20 protein-coding genes are annotated in these 19748 nt (G+C 73.5%); 16 read left to right on the top strand and 4 right to left on the bottom strand.

The annotated features are described in order from the left end of the window. The first annotated feature begins 4 nt into the window (after positions 1-4). The 4 genes from OG294_RS17080 (at position 5) to glmM (ending at position 4434) form a co-directional block, all read left to right on the top strand. Positions 5-1669, top strand: a complete 1665-nt coding sequence (locus OG294_RS17080) for an ABC-F family ATP-binding cassette domain-containing protein (RefSeq protein WP_327067371.1) — start codon at positions 5-7, stop codon at positions 1667-1669. A gap of 217 nt (positions 1670-1886) precedes the next feature. Then, the gene (gene rplM / locus OG294_RS17075) at positions 1887-2330 is read left to right on the top strand and encodes a 50S ribosomal protein L13 (protein ID WP_327067370.1); all 444 of its coding nucleotides are present in this window, start codon (positions 1887-1889) and stop codon (positions 2328-2330) included. Between the two features lie 74 nt (positions 2331-2404). After that, positions 2405-2887 (top strand): 30S ribosomal protein S9, encoded by a 483-nt coding sequence (rpsI, locus tag OG294_RS17070; protein ID WP_376778550.1) that lies wholly within the window; start codon positions 2405-2407, stop codon positions 2885-2887. Between the two features lie 179 nt (positions 2888-3066). Further along, positions 3067-4434, top strand: coding sequence for a phosphoglucosamine mutase (gene glmM / locus OG294_RS17065; RefSeq protein WP_327067369.1), 1368 nt, complete (start codon positions 3067-3069; stop codon positions 4432-4434). A gap of 7 nt (positions 4435-4441) precedes the next feature. On the opposite strand, the gene coaA is transcribed toward glmM, so the two are convergent. Beyond that, entirely contained in the window at positions 4442-5446 is a 1005-nt protein-coding gene (gene coaA / locus OG294_RS17060; protein ID WP_327067368.1) for a type I pantothenate kinase, read from the bottom strand. Between the two features lie 120 nt (positions 5447-5566). Between coaA and glmS the strand changes: the two genes are divergently transcribed. Genes glmS through OG294_RS17035 form a run of 5 tightly spaced genes read left to right on the top strand, consistent with a single transcriptional unit; the run spans position 5567 to position 11722 of the window. After that, positions 5567-7423, top strand: coding sequence for a glutamine--fructose-6-phosphate transaminase (isomerizing) (gene glmS, locus OG294_RS17055; RefSeq protein WP_327067367.1), 1857 nt, complete (start codon positions 5567-5569; stop codon positions 7421-7423). A 21-nt stretch (positions 7424-7444) separates the two neighbouring features. Further along, positions 7445-7813 carry a holo-ACP synthase gene (locus tag OG294_RS17050; RefSeq protein WP_327067366.1) on the top strand — a complete coding sequence of 123 codons (369 nt, stop codon included), beginning with the start codon at positions 7445-7447 and terminating at the stop codon, positions 7811-7813. A 9-nt stretch (positions 7814-7822) separates the two neighbouring features. Beyond that, the gene (locus OG294_RS17045; protein ID WP_327067365.1) at positions 7823-9295 is read left to right on the top strand and encodes an NAD(P)H-hydrate dehydratase; all 1473 of its coding nucleotides are present in this window, start codon (positions 7823-7825) and stop codon (positions 9293-9295) included. 35 nt (positions 9296-9330) lie between these two features. Continuing rightward, entirely contained in the window at positions 9331-10491 is a 1161-nt protein-coding gene (alr, locus tag OG294_RS17040) for an alanine racemase (protein ID WP_442789336.1), read from the top strand. A 13-nt stretch (positions 10492-10504) separates the two neighbouring features. Beyond that, positions 10505-11722 carry an alpha/beta fold hydrolase gene (locus OG294_RS17035; RefSeq protein ID WP_327067363.1) on the top strand — a complete coding sequence of 406 codons (1218 nt, stop codon included), beginning with the start codon at positions 10505-10507 and terminating at the stop codon, positions 11720-11722. 7 nt (positions 11723-11729) lie between these two features. On the opposite strand, the gene OG294_RS17030 is transcribed toward OG294_RS17035, so the two are convergent. Then, complete coding sequence (locus OG294_RS17030; protein ID WP_327067362.1) at positions 11730-12677, bottom strand: hypothetical protein; 948 nt, start codon at positions 12675-12677, stop codon at positions 11730-11732. Between OG294_RS17030 and OG294_RS17025 the strand changes: the two genes are divergently transcribed. Together OG294_RS17025 and tsaE are read left to right on the top strand one after the other, a co-directional pair. Next, positions 12640-13041: a hypothetical protein gene (locus OG294_RS17025; RefSeq protein WP_327067361.1), complete on the top strand. Its 402-nt coding sequence runs from the start codon at positions 12640-12642 to the stop codon at positions 13039-13041. The two genes, OG294_RS17030 and OG294_RS17025, sit on opposite strands and share 38 nt — an antisense overlap. 218 nt (positions 13042-13259) lie before the next feature. Beyond that, positions 13260-13796: a tRNA (adenosine(37)-N6)-threonylcarbamoyltransferase complex ATPase subunit type 1 TsaE gene (gene tsaE, locus OG294_RS17020; protein ID WP_327067360.1), complete on the top strand. Its 537-nt coding sequence runs from the start codon at positions 13260-13262 to the stop codon at positions 13794-13796. A 274-nt stretch (positions 13797-14070) separates the two neighbouring features. On the opposite strand, the gene OG294_RS17015 is transcribed toward tsaE, so the two are convergent. Beyond that, entirely contained in the window at positions 14071-14649 is a 579-nt protein-coding gene (locus OG294_RS17015) for a hypothetical protein (RefSeq protein WP_327067359.1), read from the bottom strand. Between the two features lie 133 nt (positions 14650-14782). On the opposite strand from OG294_RS17015, the gene tsaB reads away from it, so the two are divergent. The 5 genes from tsaB (at position 14783) to OG294_RS16990 (ending at position 18343) form a co-directional block, all read left to right on the top strand. Continuing rightward, positions 14783-15436 carry a tRNA (adenosine(37)-N6)-threonylcarbamoyltransferase complex dimerization subunit type 1 TsaB gene (gene tsaB, locus OG294_RS17010; protein ID WP_327067358.1) on the top strand — a complete coding sequence of 218 codons (654 nt, stop codon included), beginning with the start codon at positions 14783-14785 and terminating at the stop codon, positions 15434-15436. After that, the gene (gene rimI / locus OG294_RS17005) at positions 15433-15978 is read left to right on the top strand and encodes a ribosomal protein S18-alanine N-acetyltransferase (RefSeq protein WP_327067357.1); all 546 of its coding nucleotides are present in this window, start codon (positions 15433-15435) and stop codon (positions 15976-15978) included. Before tsaB ends, rimI begins: the two co-directional genes overlap by 4 nt. Beyond that, positions 15971-17071 (top strand): tRNA (adenosine(37)-N6)-threonylcarbamoyltransferase complex transferase subunit TsaD, encoded by a 1101-nt coding sequence (gene tsaD, locus OG294_RS17000; protein WP_327067356.1) that lies wholly within the window; start codon positions 15971-15973, stop codon positions 17069-17071. Before rimI ends, tsaD begins: the two co-directional genes overlap by 8 nt. Further along, positions 17068-17337, top strand: coding sequence for a hypothetical protein (locus tag OG294_RS16995; protein ID WP_327067355.1), 270 nt, complete (start codon positions 17068-17070; stop codon positions 17335-17337). Before tsaD ends, OG294_RS16995 begins: the two co-directional genes overlap by 4 nt. Positions 17338-17407: 70 nt before the next feature. Further along, positions 17408-18343: a polysaccharide deacetylase family protein gene (locus OG294_RS16990; RefSeq protein WP_327067354.1), complete on the top strand. Its 936-nt coding sequence runs from the start codon at positions 17408-17410 to the stop codon at positions 18341-18343. Here OG294_RS16990 and OG294_RS16985 read toward each other — a convergent pair. Then, a complete protein-coding gene (locus OG294_RS16985) occupies positions 18319-19515 on the bottom strand; it encodes a class I SAM-dependent methyltransferase (protein WP_327067353.1) in 1197 nt (398 codons plus the stop codon). The genes OG294_RS16990 and OG294_RS16985 overlap by 25 nt on opposite strands. Positions 19516-19748 lie beyond the last annotated feature (233 nt).

The raw sequence follows: 19748 nt of genomic DNA, 5'->3' as shown, positions 1-19748 counted from the left end.
ACTCATGGGACACGTCGAGATTTCGCACCTTGAGTACTACCTGCCGGACGGGCGGGTGCTGTTCGACGACGCGTCCTTCCGGGTCGGCGAGGGATCAGCGGTCGCCCTGGTGGGGGCCAACGGCGCCGGCAAGACCACCCTCCTGCGGATGATCGCGGGGGACACCCAGCCGCACGGCGGCACGGTGACGGTCAGCGGCGGCCTGGGCGTGATGCGCCAGTTCGTCGGCACCACCGGCCGCGAGGACCTGCGAGAGACGCCCGGCGCCCTGCCGCCGGACGCCTCGGTGCGCGACCTGCTGGTCTCGGTGGCCCCGCCGCGGATCGCGCAGGCCGCGAAGGCGGTGGACGCCGCCGAGCTCGCGATGATGGCGCAGGACGACGAGAAGTCGCAGATGGCCTACGCCCAGGCGCTCTCCGACTGGGCGGACGCGGGCGGCTACGACTACGAGACCGACTGGGACGTCTGCACCATGGCGGCCCTCGGGATGCCGTTCGACCGGGCGCAGTTCCGCGGGCTGAACACCCTCTCCGGCGGCGAGCAGAAGCGCCTGGTGCTGGAGTGCCTGCTGCGCGGCCCCGACGAGGTGCTGCTGCTCGACGAGCCGGACAACTACCTCGACGTCCCGGGCAAGCGCTGGCTGGAGGAGGCCATCAAGGCCAGCTCCAAGACCGTGCTCTACATCTCGCACGACCGCGAGCTGCTCTCCCGGACCGCCGACAAGATCATCAGCGTCGAGTCGGGCTTCGGTGGCGGCGGGAGCAGCGTCTGGGTGCACGGCGGCGGTTTCGACTCCTTCCACGAGGCCCGCAAGGAGCGCTTCGCCCGCTTCGAGGAGCTCGGCCGCCGCTGGGACGAGGAGCACGCCAAGCTGAAGAAGCTGGTGGTCACGCTGCGCCAGGCGGCCTCGGTCAGCCACGCGCTCGCCACCCGCTACGCCGCCGCGCAGACCCGGCTGAAGAAGTTCGAGGAGGCCGGCCGCCCCGAGGAGCCGCCGCGCGAGCAGAACATCACCATGCGCCTCAAGGGCGGTCGCACCGGCGTGCGGGCGCTCACCCTTGCGCAGCTCGAGCTCACCGGGCTGATGCAGCCCTTCGACCTGGAGGTCTTCTACGGCCAGCGGGTGGCGGTGCTCGGCTCCAACGGCTCCGGCAAGTCGCACTTCCTGCGGCTGCTGGCGGGCGACGGGACGGTGCGGCACAGCGGCGGCTTCAAGCTGGGCGCCCGGGTGGTGCCGGGCCACTTCCGCCAGACCCACGCCCACCCCGAGCTGTTCGGGCGCACGGTGCGCTCGATCATCGAGGAGGAGCACGCGCTGGACCGCAAGGCGGCGATGGGCGCGCTGCGCCGCTACGAGCTGGACAAGCAGGAGGAGCAGAAGTTCGAGTCGCTCTCCGGTGGCCAGCAGGCCAGGCTGATGATCCTCAAGCTGGAGCTGCAGGGCGTCACCGCGCTGCTGCTCGACGAGCCCACGGACAACCTCGACCTGGAGAGCGCCGAGGCGCTGCAGGAGGCGCTGGAGTCCTTCGAGGGCACGGTGCTCGCCGTCACCCACGACCGCTGGTTCGCCAAGACCTTCGACCGCTTCGTGGTCTTCGGTGCCGACGGCCGGGTCTACGAGGCTCCGGAACCGGTCTGGGACGAGTCCCGGGTGCAGCGCGAGCGGTGACGCCCGTGGGGATTTGGCCCTGCCTCGCGCAGCCGGTAGGCTGAGCACTTGTTGTGCGTATTGGCTCGCTCCATCTCACGTGAGAGGTCATTACGCCGGAGATACCAGGCCGACGACCAGCGGCTCCCCTTGAATTGCGTCCAAGTGGAACCAGGCTGATCTCCTCGTCCGGGTGCTCCTGTCAGGACTCACTCACTGAAAAGCGAAGGCTACGACCGTGCGTACGTACAGCCCCAAGCCCGGCGACGTCCAGCGTCAGTGGCACGTCATCGACGCGACCGACGTCGTGCTCGGCCGCCTGGCCTCCCAGGCCGCCAACCTGCTCCGCGGCAAGCACAAGGCGATCTACGCGCCGCACGTTGACACTGGTGACTTCGTCATCATCATCAACGCCGACAAGGTGCACCTGTCCGGTAACAAGAAGACCCAGAAGCTGGCCTACCGCCACTCGGGCTTCCCGGGCGGTCTGCGCTCGGTGCGCTACGACGACCTGCTGGACAAGAACCCGGAGAAGGCCGTCGAGAAGGCCATCAAGGGCATGATCCCCAAGAACACCCTGGGCCGTCAGATGCTCTCGAAGCTGAAGGTCTACTCGGGCGACCAGCACCCGCACGCTGCCCAGCAGCCGGTGCCGTTCGAGATCTCCCAGGTCGCGCAGTAATTCCGGCCACCAAGCCCCTTAACTAAGAAAAGCTGAGGAACATCGTGGCCGAGAACGCTGCCATCGAGACCCCCCTGGACATCGAGGTCGACGAGGAGTACACCGAGTACACCTCCGAGGACACCGAGTCGTACTCCACCGAGTCGCTGGCCGGCCGCTTCGCCGAGGCCGTCCCCGGCGCCGGCCTCGGCCGTCGCAAGGAGGCGATCGCCCGCGTGCGCATCGTCCCCGGCACCGGCCAGTGGAAGATCAACGGTCGCACCCTGGAGAACTACTTCCCCAACAAGGTGCACCAGCAGACCGTGAACGAGCCCTTCAAGCTCCTTGAGCTGGACGGCCGTTACGACGTTGTCGCGCGCATCGCGGGCGGCGGCGTCTCCGGTCAGGCCTACGCGCTGCGCCTCGGCGTGGCCCGTGCCCTGAACGAGGCCGACGTGGACAACAACCGCGCCGCCCTCAAGAAGGCCGGCTTCCTGATGCGTGACGCGCGTGCCGTCGAGCGCAAGAAGGCCGGTCTCAAGAAGGCCCGTAAGGCCCCGCAGTACAGCAAGCGCTAGTCACCCCCGGGGTGCGTACCGCCCTTGGTGCGCACCCCGCAGGTGGGACCCACGCCCCGGAGCACTTCATGTGCCCCGGGGCGTTGTGCTCCCTGGACCGGTCAGGCGGCCAGGGATTCCTCCACCCTCGTGCGGCCCCTCCCCAGGCCGTGCGACGGCCGGCAACAAAGGACGGGACTGTGGCACGACTCTTCGGTACGGACGGCGTACGCGGTGTGGCCAACGAATCTCTGACCGCCGAACTGGCGCTGGGCCTGTCGATGGCAGCCGCCCACGTGCTCGGCGACTCGGGCGGCGCCGGCCGGCGCCCGGTGGCGGTGGTGGGCCGCGACCCGCGCGCCTCGGGCGAGTTCCTGGAGGCCGCCGTGATCGCCGGGCTGGCCGGCTCCGGCGTGGACGTGCTGCGGGTGGGCGTGCTGCCGACCCCCGCCGTGGCGTACCTGACCGGTGCGCTCGGCGCCGACTTCGGCGTGATGCTCTCGGCCAGCCACAACGCGATGCCGGACAACGGCATCAAGTTCCTGGCCCGCGGCGGCCACAAGCTGGACGACGCGATCGAGGACGCGATCGAGGCGGACTACCACCACGCGCGCTCCGGCGCCGAGCCGGTGCGGGTGCGGCCCACCGGTGCCGGGGTCGGCCGGGTGCACGAGTACACCGAGGGCTTCGACAAGTACGTCGCCCACCTGGTGGCCGTGCTGCCCAACCGGCTGGACGGCGTGAAGGTCGTCATCGACGGCGCGCACGGCGCCGCGGCCAAGGTGGCCCCCGAGGCCTTCGCCCGGGCCGGTGCCGAGGTGGTCTTCACCCTGGGCGCCGAGCCGACCGGGCTGAACATCAACGACGGCGTCGGCTCCACCCACCTGGACGGGCTGCGCCGGGCGATGACCGAGCACCGGGCCGACCTGGGCATCGCGCTGGACGGCGACGCGGACCGCTGCCTGGCCGCCGACGCGCAGGGCGACGAGGTGGACGGCGACCAGATCATCGCGATCCTGGCGGTGGCCATGCGCGAGGCCGGCACGCTGCGCGGCAACACCGCGGTCGGCACCGTGATGGCCAACCTGGGCTTCAAGCTGGCCATGGAGCGCGAGGGCATCGACCTGGTCGAGACGGCGGTGGGGGACCGCTACGTGCTGGAGGCGATGAAGGAGCACGGCTACGCGCTGGGCGGCGAGCAGTCCGGGCACGTGATCCTGCTGGACCACGCGACCACCGGCGACGGCACCCTGACCGGTCTGATGCTGGGCGCCCGGCTGGCCGCCACCAAGCAGCCGCTGGCCGAGCTGGCCGCCGTGATGACCCGGCTGCCGCAGGTGCTGATCAACGTCAAGGACGTGGACAAGAACCGGGCGGCCGGCAACCCCGAGCTGCTCGCGGCGGTCGCCAAGGCCGAGGGCGAACTCGGCAGCACCGGACGGGTGTTGCTGCGCCCCTCCGGCACCGAGCCGCTGGTGCGGGTGATGGTGGAGGCGGCCGACCAGGAGCAGGCCAGGGCGGTGGCCGAGCAGCTGGCCGGCGTGGTCCGCGAGCAGCTGGCGATCTGAGCCGGACTCAGAGCTTGCGCAGGAGGGCGCGGCGGACCTTGTGGTCGGCGCCCTTCTGCAGCACCAGCGTGGCCCGCCCCCGGGTGGGCAGCACGTTCTCCAGCAGATTGGGCTTGTTGATGGTGCGCCAGACCTGGCGGCCGTACTCCAGCGCCTCCTCCTCCGGCACCTCGGTGAACCGGCGGAAGTAGGAGTTGGGGTCCTGGAACGCGGTGTCCCGCAGCTTCTTGAACCGGGACAGGTACCAGTTCTCGATGTCGTCGGTGCGGGCGTCGACGTAGATGGAGAAGTCGAAGTAGTCGGCCACCGCCAGGCGGGTGCGCCCGTCGGTGCCGGGCAGCGCGGGCTGCAGCACGTTCAGGCCCTCGACGATCAGGATGTCGGGGCGCTGCACCACGAGCCGCTCGGTGGGCACGATGTCGTAGACCAGGTGCGAGTAGACCGGGGCGGTGACCTGGTCCTTGCCCGCCTTCACGTCCGCCACGAAGCGCATCAGCGCCCGGCGGTCGTAGGACTCGGGGAACCCCTTGCGGGCCATCAGGCCGCGCCGGCGCAGCTCGGCGTTGGGCAGCAGGAAGCCGTCGGTGGTGACCAGTTCGACCCGCGGGTGCTCGGGCCAGCGGGCCAGCAGGGCCTGCAGCAGCCGGGCGGTGGTGGACTTGCCGACCGCCACCGAGCCGGCCACCCCGATGACGAACGGGGTGCGGGTGCGCTCGGTGTCCCCGGTGTCCAGGAAGGTGCCCACCGCGCCGCGCAGCTCGTGGGTGGCGTGGATGTAGAGGTTGAGCAGCCGGGACAGCGGCAGGTAGACGTCCCGGACCTCGTCCAGGTCCAGTGCTGTGCCGAGGCCGCGCAGCTGCTCCACCTCGGCCGCGGTCAGCGGCAGGGGGGTGCGGTCGCGCAGGGCGCTCCACTCGGCCCGGGAGAGGTCGACGTACGGCGAGGGTGACGGCGACGGGCTGGGCGTCGAGAGGGCGCCCTGGCTACAGAGTTCGGTCAGCACATGGTCCATTGTGGGCGCTCCGGGGGCGGCCCGGCGCTGTGGTGTCGGTCACGAACCGTTGCCCGAAGGGCGGCTTCGGTGAAACCTCGGAGCCGCTTCGGCCGTTCATCGGCCCTTATGCTGACACATATGTGCGGAATTGTTGGATATGTGGGCGCGCAGTCGGCGCTCGACGTAGTGATCGCAGGGCTGCAGCGCCTGGAGTACCGAGGGTACGACTCGGCCGGTGTGGCCATCCAGACGGCGGACTCCTCAGGGCAGTGGAGTCTCGCCACCGACAAGCGGGCCGGGAAGCTCGTCAACCTTGAGAAGTCGCTCGCCGAGGCCCCTCTCCCCGGCGGCACCACCGGCATCGGCCACACCCGCTGGGCCACCCACGGCGGACCCACCGACGCCAACGCCCACCCCCACCTGGACGACCGGCGCGAGGTCGCGGTGGTCCACAACGGGATCATCGAGAACTTCGCCCAGCTCACCGCCGAGCTGGTCGACCGCGGCCACACGCTGCGCTCGGAGACCGACACCGAGGTGGTCGCCCACCTGCTGGCCGAGGCCTACGACGGCGACCTGGCCGAGGCGATGCGCACCGTCTGCCGCCAGTTGGACGGCGCCTTCACTCTGGTGGCGGTACACGCCGACGCGCCCGGCACGGTGGTCGGCGCCCGGCGCAACTCGCCGCTGGTGGTCGGGCGCGGGGCGGGCGAGAACTTCCTCGCCTCCGACGTGTCCGCCTTCATCGCGCACACCCGCGAGGCGATCGAGCTGGGCCAGGACCAGGTGGTCGAACTGCGCGCCGACTCGGTGACCGTGACGGACTTTCACGGCGAGCCGGCGGAGGTCCGCGAGTACCACGTGGACTGGGACGCCTCGGCCGCCGAGAAGGGCGGCTACGACTACTTCATGCTCAAGGAGATCGCCGAGCAGCCGAAGGCGGTCGCCGACACCCTGCTCGGCCGGGTCGGCACCGACGGCCGGCTGACCCTGGACGAGCTGCGGATCCCCGACTCGGTGCTGCGCGAGGTCGACAAGGTCGTCATCGTGGCCTGCGGCACCGCCTTCCACGCCGGGATGATCGCCAAGTACGCCATCGAGCACTGGACCCGGATCCCGTGCGAGGTCGAGGTGGCCTCCGAGTTCCGCTACCGGGACCCGATCCTGGACCAGCGCACGCTGGTCGTCGCGATCTCGCAGTCCGGCGAGACCATGGACACCCTGATGGCGCTGCGGCACGCCCGCGAGCAGGGCGCCCGGGTGCTGGCGATCTGCAACACCAACGGCTCCACCATCCCGCGCGAGTCGGACGCGGTGCTCTACACGCACGCCGGGCCCGAGGTGGCGGTCGCCTCCACCAAGGCGTTCCTCACCCAGTTGGTCGCCTGCTACCTGGTGGCGCTCTACCTGGGCCAGGTGCGCGGCACCAAGTGGGGCGACGAGATCTCGGCCGTGATCCGTGAGCTGTCCGACGCGCCGAAGCAGGTCGAGCAGGTGCTGCGGACCATGGAGCCGGTGCGCGAGCTGGCCCGCTCGCTGGCCGACGCCCGCTCGGTGCTCTTCCTGGGCCGGCACGTCGGGTTCCCGGTGGCGCTGGAGGGCGCGCTCAAGCTCAAGGAGCTGGCGTACATGCACGCCGAGGGCTTCGCGGCGGGCGAGCTCAAGCACGGCCCGATCGCGCTGATCGAGCAGGGGCTGCCGGTCGTCGTGGTGGTGCCCTCGCCGCGCGGGCGCTCGATCCTGCACGACAAGATCGTCTCCAACATCCAGGAGATCCGGGCCCGCGGTGCGAAGACCATCGTGATCGCGGAGGAGGGCGACGAGGCGGTGGTGCCCTACGCCGACCACCTGATCCGGATCCCGGTGACGCCCACGCTGCTCCAGCCGCTGGTCTCGACGGTGCCGCTGCAGGTCTTCGCCTGCGAACTGGCCACCGCGAAGGGCCACGAGGTGGACCAGCCGCGCAACCTGGCCAAGTCCGTGACGGTGGAGTAGCCACCGGCTAGGGTCGGTCGGGTGATCATCGGTGTGGGAATCGACGTCGCCTCGATCGACCGCTTCACGGAGTCGCTCGCGCGGACCCCGGGCCTGCGCGAGCGGCTCTTCACCGCGGCCGAGCAGCTGCAGCCCTCCGGCAAGCAGCGCTCGGCCGCCTCGCTCGCGGCCCGGTTCGCGGCCAAGGAGGCGCTGGCCAAGGCGCTCGGCGCGCCGGGCGGGCTGGAGTGGCACGACGCCGAGGTGCGCAGCGAGCCGTCGGGCCGGCCGACCTTGCACGTCAGCGGCACGATTGCCGCGCGTGCGGCGGAACTCGGCGTGCGGACGTGGCACTTGTCGCTGAGCCACGATGCGGGCGTGGCCTCGGCGGTGGTCGTCGCGGAGGGTTAGGTTGCTGTCATGCGCCACGCTCACACCGTCGAACAAGTCCGCGCCGCCGAGGCCGAACTGGCCGGGCAGCCCCTGATGGACCGGGCCGTCGCGGGCCTGGTCGCCACCTGTGCCCGGGTGCTGACCCGCCGGCGCGGCCGGGTCTACGGCAGCCGGGTGCTGGTGCTGGCGGGCAGCGGCGACAACGGCGGCGACGCGCTCTTCGCCGGCGCGAGGCTGGCCCGCCGCGGCGCCGCCGTGACCGCCGTCCTGCTGACCCCCGAACGGGCGCACCCCGCCGCGCTCGCGGCGCTGCGGGCGACGGGCAGTCAGGTGACCACGGATCAGGAGGTCGGCCTGGCCGACTTCAGCCGCGCCGACCTGATCCTCGACGGGATCGTCGGCATCGGCGGCAGCGGCCCGCTGCGACCGGCCGCCGAACCGTACGCCCGGCAGCCGCGCCGCGGCACGCTGATCGCGGTGGACCTGCCGAGCGGGGTGGACGCCGACACCGGGGAGGTCGCCGGGGCCGCGCTGCGCGCCGACCTGACGGTCACCTTCGGCACCCACAAGCCGGGCCTGCTGATCGACCCGGGCGCCGGGTACGCCGGCCCCGTGCAGCTGGTGGGGATCGGGCTGCGCCCGCCCGCCGCGCCCGTCGAGGCGCTCCAGCACGCCGACCTGGCCGAGCTGCTGCCCTGGCCGGCGGCCGAGAGCGACAAGTACAAGCGCGGCGTGGTGGGGGTGCTGGCCGGCTCCGAGCGCTACCCGGGCGCCGGGCTGCTCGCGGTGGCCGGTGCCCTGCACGGCGGCGCCGGCGCGGTGCGCTACCAGGGCCGGGCCGGCGAGGAGCTGGTCCGCCGCCACCCCGAGATCCTGCTCACCGCCGGGCGGGTGCAGTCCTGGGTGGTGGGCCCCGGCTCCGGTGACGACACCGCCGAGGCGCTGGACGACGCGCTGGCCGGCCAGGTCCCGGTGCTGGTGGACGCCGACGGCCTGACCGAACTGGCCCGCCGCGGCCCGCGCGCGCTGGCCGGGCGCAGCGCCCCCACCCTGCTGACCCCGCACGCGGGCGAGGCGGCCCGGCTGCTGGGCGGGGACGCGAGCGCGGACCAGGTGGCCGGCGCCCGGCTGCGGCACGCCCGCGAGCTGGCCGCCCGGTACGGCGCCACCGTGCTGCTCAAGGGTTCGACCACCGTCGTCGCCCGCCCGGACGGCACCGCCCGGGTGAACGCCACCGGCACCGGCTGGCTGGCCACCGCGGGCAGCGGCGACGTGCTGGCCGGCCTGATCGGCGCGCTGCTCGCCGCCGGTCTGCCGCCCTTCGACGCCGCGCCGGTCGGCGCCTACCTGCACGGACTGGCCGGCCGGCTGGCCGCCGGCAGCGGCGCGCCGATCACCGCCAGTGACATCGCCGCGGCCCTGCCGGCCGCCTGGCGCGATGCCGCCGAGGGGCGCCCGGTGGCCCGTCGGGCGGGCAACGCCGCAGGTCTGGGAGACTGACCCCGATGACAACTGCGAACACGACCGGGACCGCCATGCTCGCCGAGGGACTGCGCGCCGAGGCGACGATCGATCTGGCCGCGCTCCGAGGCAACCTCGCGTCACTGCGTGAGCGGGTGTCGAGCGCCGCCCTGATGGCTGTGGTGAAGGCCGACGCCTACGGCCACGGCGCGCTGCCGTGCGCCCTGGAGGCGCTGGCGGCGGGCGTGCGCTGGCTCGGCGCCACCACGCCCGAGGAGGCGCTGGCGCTGCGCGCGGCCGGGATCGCCCCCGAACAGGCCAGGGTGCTGTGCTGGCTGTGGACGCCGGGCGGCCCCTGGGCCCAGGCGCTGCGGGCCGACATCGACGTGTCGATCAGCGGTCAGTGGGCGCTGGACGAGCTGCTCGACGCGGTGCGGGCCACCGGCATACCCGCGCGGGTCCACCTGAAGGCCGACACGGGCCTGGGCCGCAACGGCTGCCAGCCGCACGACTGGCCCGATCTGGTGGACGCCGCGCTGCGCGCGCAGGCCGCCGGGCAGCTCGAGGTGGTCGGCATCTGGTCGCACTTCGCCGCCGCGGACGAGCCGGGCCACCCCTCGATCCGGGCCCAGCAGGACGCCTTCGCCGCCGCGCTGGCCTATGCCGAGCGCGCCGGGGTGCGTCCCGAGGTCCGCCACATCGCCAACTCGCCGGCCACCCTGCTGCTCCCGGAGACCCACTACGACCTGGTCCGCACCGGCCTGTCGATGTACGGCCTGTCGCCGGTGCCCGAGGTGGGTTCGCCGGCCGACTTCGGGCTGCGCCCGGTGATGTCGCTCAGTGCCCGGCTGGCCCTGGTCAAGCAGGTCCCGGGCGGACACGGCGTCAGCTACGGCCACCAGTACACGACCCCGGGCGACACCACCCTCGGCCTGGTCCCGGTCGGCTACGCCGACGGCATCCCGCGGCACGCGAGCGGGACCGGCCCGGTGAAGATCGGCGGCAAGTGGCGCACGGTGGCCGGCCGGGTCGCGATGGACCAGTTCGTGGTCGACCTCGGCGGTGACACGCCCGAGGTGGGCGAGGAGGTGCTGCTCTTCGGCAGCGGCGAGCGCGGTGAGCCGACGGCCGAGGACTGGGCACGGGCCTGCGGGACCATCGCGTACGAGATCGTCACCCGGATCGGGTCCCGGGTGCCGCGCCGCTACGTGGGCGGGAGCGGGGCGCTCGGGTGAGCGGGCGGGCGGCGTGAGCGACCCGGCGGGCCCGGCGGTCCCGGGCGGTGCGGCGGGCCCGGTCAGCCGGGCCGGGCTGATCGGCCTGTCGCTCGGCGTGGCGGCGGCCGGGGCCGCGGCGGGCGTGGCGATCGAGCGCCTGACGCTGGGCCGGGCCCGTCGGCGGGCCCGCGAGGAGCTGGACGCGGTCGCCCCCTTCGGCACGCTGCGCGGACGGCCGCGCACCGTGCGGGCCGAGGACGGCACCGAGCTGTACGTCGAGGTGGACGGCCCGGAGGCGGGCGAGTCGGCGCTCACCGTGGTCTTCTGCCACGGCTACTGCCTCAACCAGGACAGCTTCCACTTCCAGCGCGCGGCGCTGCGGGCCGGTCTGCGGCTGGTCTTCTGGGACCAGCGCAGCCACGGCCGCTCCGAGCGCTCCCGCTCCCACCTGGCCGGGCGCCCCGCCTCGATCGACCAGCTGGGCAGCGACCTCGAGGCGGTGCTCGACGCGGTCGCGCCGAGCGGGCCGCTGGTACTGGTCGGCCACTCGATGGGCGGCATGACCGTCATGGCGCTGGCCGACCGGGCGCCGCAGCTGTTCCGGGACCGGGTGGCCGGGGTCGCGCTGATCGGCACGATGGCCGGGCAGTGGGAGACCGTCACCTTCGGGCTCTCCCCGGTGGGTTCCAAGGTCTGGCGCCGGGTGGGACCCGGCGTGGTCAGGCTGCTGGGCAGTCAGGTCGGCCTGGTGGAGGCCACCCGGCGGATCGGCGCGGACGTCAGCGCCGTCTTCTACCGCCGGTACTCCTTCGGCAGCGGCAAGCCGGTGGACCCGGCGGTGGCCCGGTTCGCCGAGCAGCTGCTGGACGGCACCCCGATCGACGTGGTCGCGGAGTTCTACCCCGCCTTCGGCGCGCACGAGAAGACGGCGGCGCTGGCGGCGATGACCGGGCTGCCGGTGCTGGTGCTGGCCGGCACCGAGGATCTGATCACGCCCGCCACGCACAGCGAGACCATCGCCCGGGCGCTGCCGGACGCCGAGCTGGTCCTGGTGCCCGGGGCCGGCCACCTGGTGCTGCTGGAGTGCCCGGCGGAGGTCAACCGCCGGCTCGCCGTCCTGCTCGAACGCGCGGCCGAGCGGGCGGGCACCGGGCTGCCCGCGGCCGTGCACGAACTGGCGCGCGGCGTGGACGAACCGGCGCGCGGTGCGGACGAGAGCCCCGGGGAGGCGAGCCGCCCCGGGGCGTGAGGCCGCGTCAGGCGGCGTGGCTGCCCTTGCGGCGGCGGAACACCACGAGGGTGCCGACACCGGCGGCGACCACGGCGGCGCCGGTCAGCGCGATCGGCAGGCTGTCGCTGCCGCCACCGGTGAACGCCAGCGAGGGGCCGGCGCTGTGGCCGGCGCTCGCGACGGCGCCGGCCGGGCGGGCCGGGGAGGCGGCCTTGGCGGCGGCGATCACGGCCGGAGCGGGCGCCTGCACCGGCGGGGCGGCGACCTCGGAGCGCAGGCTCGCCGGCACGGCGGAGGTCGAGCCGGGCTGGCTGCTCGCGCCGGTCGGGAGGGCGGAGCCGGTCGGGGCGGTCGAGCCGTTGGACCCGTTGGCGCCGCTGGAGGCCGTGGTGCCACCGGTGCTCGGCGAACCGCTCGCCTGCGGGCCGGTGCCGGCCGCCGCGAACTCGAGCGTGGCGCCCCACATGCCGCTGGCCACGCTGACCGGGGTCCCCGAGGCGTCGAGCAGCGAACCGGTGATGCCGGAGGCGGCGTACGTGACGCCGGTCGGGGTGGTGGGACCGGCGGTCAGCCGCACGTGGATGCTCGCGGCCTCACCGGCCGGCAGGTACAGCCAGCTGTTGTCCCACGGGTCGCCCTGCGGGCCCGGGTAGACCATCGCCCAGGTCGTCGGGGCCGACGGTCCCGAGCCGAGCACGGCCGCGGGGTGCCAGGCGCCCTGGGGGTCCTGGACCTCGAGCTTCAGCGGGGCGGGGCCCGGGTTCGCCGGGGTGTTCGGCACGAAGAGGTTCGGGAAGGCGATCAGGTCCTGGTGGCTCGGGTTGGTGTAGGTCACCGTGAACTCGGCCGGCGCGCCGCCCACCACGATCGGGTGGGTCGGCATCGACTCGAAGCCGACCGAGGGGTTGTCGGCCTGCGCGGCCGGCGGCAGCTGGGTGATCGAGCTGGGCGACCCGCTCGGGCTGCCCGTCACCGCGGAGGCACTGGGCGAGGCGAGGGGGGAGGAGGAGGTGCTGCCGCTGGGTGAGGGCACCGGGGAGGACCAGGTGCTGCCGCTGGGCGAGGGCACCGGGGAGGACCAGGTGCTGCCGCTGGGCGAGGGCACCGGCGAGGACCAGGTGCTGCCGCTCGGTGAGGGCACCGGCGAGGACCAGGTGCTGCCGCTCGGTGAGGGCACCGGCGAGGACCAGGTGCTGCCGCTGGGGCTGGGGCTGGGGAAGGGCGAGGCGGTGTCGGCGAACGCACTCGGGCCCGCGATCGCGGCGAGTACGACGGCGCTGCCGAGCGCGGTGGCGACGGCCGCCAAACGCGTCTTCATAAGGGTCCCCTGTTGGTGAAGAGTCTGGTGGGCGAAGAGTTGCGATCTTCGCGAGAGCTGCACGGACGATAGCGGCCCGCGAACCACCCCTGGCAACGGGGTTTCCCGCTGCACCGTGTACAGAAGGCCCATCGCTGCCCACAGCCGGACGAAACGACCGCCCCGCCGCGTGGGCCGCGCCCGATATGGCACCGTTGGCTCTGAGTCGACCGACCCGTCCAGCAGACAAGAGGAGCCATGGGCGCCCACACCACACTCACCGTCCCCACGCCCGAGCTGATGACCGGGCTCGGCCGCCGGCTGGCCGGGGTGCTGCGGCCCGGGGACCTGGTGCTGCTCTCCGGTGAGCTGGGGGCAGGCAAGACCACGCTGACCCGGGGCCTGGGGGAGGGGCTCGGCGTGCGCGGGGCGGTGACCTCGCCGACCTTCGTGATCGCCCGGGTGCATCCGTCGCTGGTCGGCGGTCCCGCGCTGGTGCACGTGGACGCGTACCGGCTGGGCGGCGGGCTGGACGAGATGGAGGACCTGGACCTGGACGTCTCGCTGCCGCAGTCCGTGGTGGTGGTCGAGTGGGGCGAGGGCAAGGTCGAGGAGCTGTCGGAGGACCGTCTGGAGGTGCGGATCGAGCGCGCGCTCGGCGGCGCCGCTGCCGCGGTGGACGAGGCGGCGGTGGAGGAGAGCGTCGACCCGCGCCGGGTGATCCTGCGGGGTCTGGGCGAGCGCTGGACCGGGGTGGACCTGGCGGCGCTGGAAGTCGACGGGGCCGACGTCTGAGGCTACGGCTCTCCATCCGACGCTTATCCCGACACTTACCGACAGACTGTCGGGATCCTGTTGCGGCGGCGGTGGCCGACGTGGTGGGATGGGCTTTGCAGTTAGGTGTACCTAACTAGGGAGTCGTGATGGAGAGCAGCACCCCCGCCGCCGAGCGGGTGCCGATGGGCCGGCTGCTGGCGGCGACGGCCGCGGCCGCGGCCGTGTGCACCCCGCCGAAGTCCCGTGAGCCCAAGTCGCACGAGTCGGGTTCCCACGAGCCGAAGCCCGGCGATCAGGGGACCACCTGTACCCGGGTCCCGTCGGGGGCGAAGTCCCAGAGGGTCTGACCGTCGGCCCGGTCGGTGCGGATGCCGCCGGTCTTGGTCTTCGGGTCGGCCGCGGGCGTGGCGCCGTCGACGGCGGCGCTGAAGCCGAAGACGGTGCCGCCCAGCTGGGCGAAGCGCACCACGTGCTCGATCTGCTTGCCGTCGGTGCCGTTGGCCGCCGCCGCCCGGCTGTAGACGGTGTAGCTGCCCGGGGCCGGGTTCACCGACCCGGGCGTCACCGCGAAGGCGGCCTGGACCTGCGGGTCCTTCTTCGGGTCGACCAGCCAGACCACCTTGGCGCCCACCGAGTAGACCACCCGCCGCACGGCGATGCCGGTCGCCGTCGCGGGCAGCGGGGGGATCGTGGGGGAGGGCGAGGCGCTGGGCGACGGCGAGCCGGACGGCGCGGAGCTCGCGCTCGGCGGCGGCTGGGCGGCGGAGGCCTTCGCGGCGGTGCCCTCGGCCTGGACGGCGAGCAGGGCGATCAACCCCAGGGCCCCCAGGGTCAGCCCGGCAACCGCGACTGCAGGACCCCTCTTCGCCACTGTCCGCTCCCGTCGTTCGTAGGGCCGTGCGCCCCATCGTGCCAGGTTCCGCAGGGGCCTTAAGGGACATCGCGAACGTGTGTTCCGAAGGTAGGACAAAAGCGCTGCCCCAGCGACCAACTAACCTGGACCCGTGCTGCTGCTTGCGTTCGACACCGCTACCCCTGCCGTCACCGCCGCCGTCCACGACGGCTCGGCCGTTCTGGCCCAGACCTACCAGGTCGATGCCCGGCGCCACGGCGAACTGCTGCTGCCCGCGATCGGGCGGGTGCTGGCCGAGGCGGGGGTGGACAAGCGGGAGCTGACCGCGCTCGCGGTCGGCGTCGGCCCCGGCCCGTACACCGGTCTGCGGGTGGGCCTGGCCACGGCCGCCGCCCTCGGCCACGCGCTCGGCCTGCCGGTGCACGGCGTCTGCACGCTGGACGCGATCGCCCACCAGGCCCGGGCCGAAGGCCTGACCGGCCCCTTCACGGCGGCCACCGACGCGCGTCGCAAGGAGGTCTACTGGGCCGACTACGACGCCGAGGGCCGCCGGGTCGAGGGCCCGGCGGTGGACCGTCCCGGCGAGCTGGCGGCCCGTGAGGTCTCGGTCGGCGCCGGCGCGCTGCTCTACCCCGAGACCTTCCCGGGCGCGCACGGCCCCGAGCACCTGTCGGCCGGCGCGCTGGCCGACTTCGCGGTCACCGAGCTGGCCGCCGGGCGCGAGCTGCTCGCGCCGCTGCCGCTCTACCTGCGCCGCCCGGACGCCCAGGTGCCGGCCGGCTACAAGGCGGTGCTGCCGGCGTGACCGCACCCGTGCGGACCGCGCGCATCACGCTGCGGCCGATGCGCTGGTGGGACATCGCGCCGGTGCTGGAGCTGGAGCCGCGGCTCTTCCCGGAGGACGCCTGGTCGGCCGGGATGTACTGGTCGGAGCTGGCCGAGGCGCACCCGGACGGCAACCGCCACTACACGGTGGCCACCACCGAGGACGGCACCATCGTCGGCTACGCGGGCCTGATGGCGGTCGGCGACGAGGCGGACGTGCAGACCATCGGCGTGGACGACCGCTACCAGGGCCGGGGTCTGGGGTCCGCGCTGCTCGGCGACCTGATCGCCGAGGCGGCCCGGCGCTGCTGCACCGCGCTGCTGCTCGAGGTGCGGATCGACAACTTCCGCGCCCAGCGCCTCTACGAGCGCTTCGGCTTCGCGCCCGTCGGCATCCGGCGCGGCTACTACCAGCCGGCCAACGTCGACGCGCTGGTGATGCGCCTGGCCCCGCTGACCGACAACGAGCTGACCGATCACCAGCCGACCGAGAACGACACCGAGGATGAAGACCATGGCTGACGAACCGCTCGTCCTGGGCATCGAGACCTCCTGCGACGAGACCGGCGTCGGCATCGTGCGCGGCACGACCCTGCTGGCCGACGCGGTGGCCTCCAGCGTCAACGACCACGCCCGGTTCGGCGGCGTGGTCCCGGAGATCGCCAGCCGGGCCCACCTGGAGGCGATGGTCCCCACCATCCAGCGCGCGCTGGACACCGCCGGGATCAAGGCGAGCGACCTGGACGGCATCGCCGTCACCGCCGGCCCCGGCCTGGCCGGCGCGCTGCTGGTGGGCGTCAGTGCCGCCAAGGCCTACGCCTGGGCGCTGGACAAGCCGCTCTACGGGGTCAACCACCTCGCCTCGCACATCTGCGTGGACCAGCTGGAGCACGGCCGGCTGCCCGAGCCGACGATGGCCCTGCTGGTCTCCGGCGGCCACTCCTCGCTGCTGCTGACCGGCGACATCACCTCCGACGTCCGGCCGCTGGGCGCCACCATCGACGACGCGGCCGGCGAGGCCTTCGACAAGGTGGCCCGGGTGCTCGGCCTCGGCTTCCCCGGCGGCCCGGTGGTGGACCGGATGGCCCGCAGCGGCGACCGCAAGGCGATCCACTTCCCGCGCGGCCTGAGCGGCCCCAAGGACCCCGCCTTCGACTTCTCCTTCTCCGGCCTGAAGACCTCGGTGGCCCGCTGGGTGGAGGCCAAGCGGCGGGCCGGCGAGGAGGTGCCGGTGGCGGACGTCGCGGCCTCCTTCCAGGAGGCGGTGACCGACGTGCTGACCCGCAAGGCGGTCAAGGCCTGCCAGGAGCACGGCGTCGACCACCTGATGATCGGCGGCGGCGTGGCGGCCAACTCACGGCTGCGCGCGATGGCCGAGCAGCGCTGCGAGCGGGCGGGCATCCGGCTGCGGGTGCCGCGTCCGGGCCTGTGCACGGACAACGGCGCGATGGTCGCGGCGCTCGGTGCCGAGATGGTCTGGCGCAACCGCGCCCCCTCGTCGCTGGACCTCTCCGCGGACTCCTCGCTGCCGGTCACCGAGGTGTCGGTGCCCGCGGCCGAGGCCCATGGCGACCTGCACGGCCAGGCCTACCGCGCGCTGGACGGCCAGGCGTGACCGAGGCGGTGATGTGGGAGGCCAAGGCGGCCCAGGGCCGCGGCGCCGACCTGCTCGCCTGGGCCCGCGAGCAGGCGCTGCCCGCGCTGGCGGCGGCTGCCGGACGGGTCGAGCTGTTCAGCGCGCCCGGGGAGCGGGTGCTGCTGATCAGCTGGTGGCCCCAGGGGGTCGCGCGGCTCGCGCCGCCGCAGCCGCCGGCCGGGCTGCTGGCCCGGCCCGTGCACCATTGGGCGTTCCGCAGCGAGCTGGTGGTCGAGGCAGGGTAGCGTTCGGGGCCGGAAGCTGAACGAAACCTGATCGAAGCCTGATCATCGAGAGTGCTGGGGGCGGGACGCCGTGAACTGGGACCACAGGAGCCGGCTGACGGCGGTCACGGCGGGTGCGCTCGCCCTGGTCGCGGCCGTCACGGTCAGCGGCTGCGGCAGCGGCGGCGGCGGTGGCACCGCGGACGCCAAGGGCACCGCCGCCCCGCAGGGCGCCGCACCGGCGGCCGGCTCACCGGCTCCGCCGCCGGCCGCTTCCGCCCCGGCCGCCTCGCCGAGCACCGCGGCCCCGGCCGGCCAGGTGCCGGCGGCAGCCTGGGCCAAGTGGAACGTCCCGCCGCTGCCCGCCGCCCCGCCGCCGCCCGCGGACAAGCCGGTCAAGCTGACGAAGACCGGCCAGGTCCCGGTGATCAGCAACATCACCACCACCGACAAGGTGGTCTTCGTGACCCTCGACGACGGCGCGGAGAAGGACCCCAAGTTCATCGAGATGATGAACGACCTGAAGGTCCCGATCACCATGTTCCTGATGAACGACACGATCAAGGACGACTACGGCTACTTCAAGCCGCTGCAGGCGGCCGGCAACTCGATCCAGAACCACACGCTGCACCACCCGCAGATGAGCACCAAGTCGGCCGCCGAGCAGAAGAGCGAGGTCTGCGGCGACCAGCAGGTGCTGACCCAGCAGTACGGCACCGCCCCGATCCTGTTCCGCCCGCCCTACGGCGACGGCGCGCACACGCCGACCCTGAACACCGCCGTCCAGCAGTGCGGGCCGCGCGCGATCGTGCTGTGGCGCGAGACGATGCAGATCCACGACATGCAGTACCAGACCGCCGACAAGAAGCTGAAGCCCGGCGACATCATCCTGGCCCACTTCCGCGGTCCGACGGACCTCAAGGGCGAGACGATGACCCAGATGTTCGGCGAACTGCTCAGCCGGATCCAGGAGCAGGGCTTCACGGTGGCCCGGCTGGACGACTACATCGCCCCGCCGGCCGGCTGAGCCGTCGGCTGCGCCACGAGCATCGCCGGGGCGTCGGCGATCCGGGTCAGGAAGACGGTGGCCGCGTTCGGCCCCTCGGGCTTGAGCTGGCGGCGCAGCTCCTCCGGGGTCAGCCCGATGCCGCGCTTCTTGATCACCACGGTGCCCACCGCCCGCTGCCGCAACAGCGCCTTGAGCTTCTTGACGTTGAACGGGAGCACGTCGGTGATCTCGTAGGCGTGGGCGTAGGGCGTGGCCAGCAGCCGGTCCGAGGTCAGGTACGCGATCATCGGGTCGATCAGGGTGGCGCCCAGGTGGCCGGCGACCTCGGCGACCAGGTGGGCGCGGATCACCGCGCCGTCCGGCTCGTAGAGGTAGCGGCGCACCGGTCCGGCCGGCGGATCGGGCAGCCGGCCGCCGGTGAGGCTGTCCCCGCCCGGCAGCAGGGTGGCGCGGTGCGGGGCGTCGGCCGCGGGCCCGGTGCCGAACCAGAGCACCGCCTCCTTGACCTCGCCGTGGTCGGAGACCCACTCCGCCTCGGCGTCCTCGGGGACGGCGTCGTGCGGGATCCCCGGGGCCACCTTGAGCGCTCCGAACGGGGTGCGGCGACCGGCCTCGATCGCCCAGGAGAGCGGCGGCGAGTACGCGGCGGGGTCGAAGACGCGGCCCTTGGCGGTGCGCCGGGCGGGGTCGGTGAAGACGGCGTCGAAGCCGTCCACCGACACCTCGGTGACGTCCGCGCAGCGCACCTCGATCAGCTCGGCGAGGCCGAGCGCGGCGGCGTTGGCGGCGGCCACCGCGCAGGTCAGCGGGTCCCGGTCGACGGCGAGGACGCTGATCCCGGCCCGGGCGAGTGCGATCGCGTCGCCGCCGATGCCGCCGCACAGGTCGGCCAGCCGGCGCACCCCGAGCGCGGCGAAGCGCCGGGCCCGCCAGTCGGCGACGGTGCGGCGGGTGGACTGCTCGACCCCGTTGGGAGTGAAGTACATCCGCCGCGCGTCGGCGCCGAACTTGGCCCCGGCCCGCTGACGCAACCGTGCCTGCCCCAGGGCCGCCGAGACCAGCTCCGCCGGGTGCTCCCGCCGCAGCCTGGTGGCCAGCGCCAGCTCCTGCTCGGGGGCGTACTCCTGCAGGTCGTCCAGCAGTCGCTGCCCCTGCTCGGTCAGCAACTGCTCAAAGCTCTCGGTCTCCACCCGCCCATTGTCCCGGGTGAAGGTCGCCCCGCTGACCTGCGGCCTGTCCCGCTCCCCGGATTCGCCGGGCGCGCCGTTGGCACTCTGGTTGACTGAGTGCTAACCGCGGCCTAAGGTCGTTCCTGGCACTCCCCCCAGGGGGAGTGCTAACGCGACAGTGCTGGTCTGACCCCCGCGACGGCAGGCCGACGGTGTCGCCACCTACCTGTTAGACAACCCCGTAATCTCCGAAG

Source organism: Kitasatospora sp. NBC_01302, from assembly GCF_035976515.1.
Taxonomy (GTDB): Bacteria; Actinomycetota; Actinomycetes; order Streptomycetales; family Streptomycetaceae; genus Kitasatospora.
The sequence above is the reverse complement of the archived record's forward strand: the minus strand, read 5'-3'. Positions and strand labels throughout refer to the sequence as shown.